A 1033-nucleotide genomic window follows, 5' to 3' on the forward strand; every position below is an offset into this window, starting at 1 on the left:
CCGAGGCAGTTTCGTTGTTCGCCACGTCCTTCGTCGGCTCCTGGCGCCTAGGCATCCTCCGTGTGCTCTTATTAGCTTAACCATCGCTCCGGTGTTTCGCTTGTTCGCTCATCTTGTTTTAAACAGCGCTCCCGGATGAATCCGTTCGCTAGTCTGTTTAAAGCCAAAGGTCGCTTCACAATCGAAAACCTTCGCTTCCAGCATACTAATAACTATTTCAACTTGTTTACACAAGTTTCAGCTAAAAGATGTTCTAAAACGCATTTTCGTTTCGGTATCCAGTTTTCAAGGATCAAGGTACTACATTATACTATTTCATGTAAAACATTTTGGTGGAGCCAAGCGGGATCGAACCGCTGACCTCCTGCTTGCAAGGCAGGCGCTCTCCCAGCTGAGCTATGGCCCCATAAAGGGATATAATGTTATATGGTGGGCCTTGGTGGACTCGAACCACCGACCTCACCCTTATCAGAGGTGCGCTCTAACCAACTGAGCTAAAAGCCCATATAACATATATAACATTTTGAATCAACCAAAGGATTGGTTGTCCGCTTGGCAGCGTCCTACTCTCCCAGGACCCTTCGGTCCAAGTACCATCGGCGCTGGAGGACTTAACGGTCGTGTTCGGGATGGGTACGTGTGGAACCCCTCCGCTATCGCCACCAAACGCATACGAAAGAGACTTGCTCTTTCAAAACTGAACACGAGTGAGTGTTCGAACCCAAGGGTTCTAGTGGAAGTCAAGCTTCCGATTTGAATGTTTCCGTTGCAGGAAACGATTCTCCATAGAAAGGAGGTGATCCAGCCGCACCTTCCGATACGGCTACCTTGTTACGACTTCACCCCAATCATCTACCCCACCTTCGGCGGCTGGCCCCCTTGCGGGTTACCCCACCGACTTCGGGTGTTGTAAACTCTCGTGGTGTGACGGGCGGTGTGTACAAGACCCGGGAACGTATTCACCGCGGCATGCTGATCCGCGATTACTAGCAATTCCGACTTCATGCAGGCGAGTTGCAGCCTGCAATCCGAA

2 tRNA genes and 2 rRNA genes are annotated in these 1033 nt (G+C 50.5%); all 4 read right to left on the reverse strand.

Annotated features, from left to right (window positions below):
* Window positions 1-330: 330 nt before the first annotated feature.
* Window positions 331-406: transfer RNA gene (locus tag A3842_RS11390), tRNA-Ala, on the reverse strand.
* Between the two features lie 21 nt (window positions 407-427).
* A tRNA-Ile gene (locus tag A3842_RS11395) sits at window positions 428-504 on the reverse strand.
* A gap of 46 nt (window positions 505-550) precedes the next feature.
* Window positions 551-667 (reverse strand): 5S ribosomal RNA (rrf, locus tag A3842_RS11400).
* Window positions 668-789: 122 nt separating this feature from the next.
* Window positions 790-1033: ribosomal RNA gene (locus A3842_RS11405) — 16S ribosomal RNA — on the reverse strand; the annotation flags it as partial.

It is taken from the genome of Paenibacillus sp. P3E, from assembly GCF_001909045.1.
Classification (GTDB): Bacteria; Bacillota; Bacilli; order Paenibacillales; family Paenibacillaceae; genus Paenibacillus_AQ; species Paenibacillus_AQ helianthi.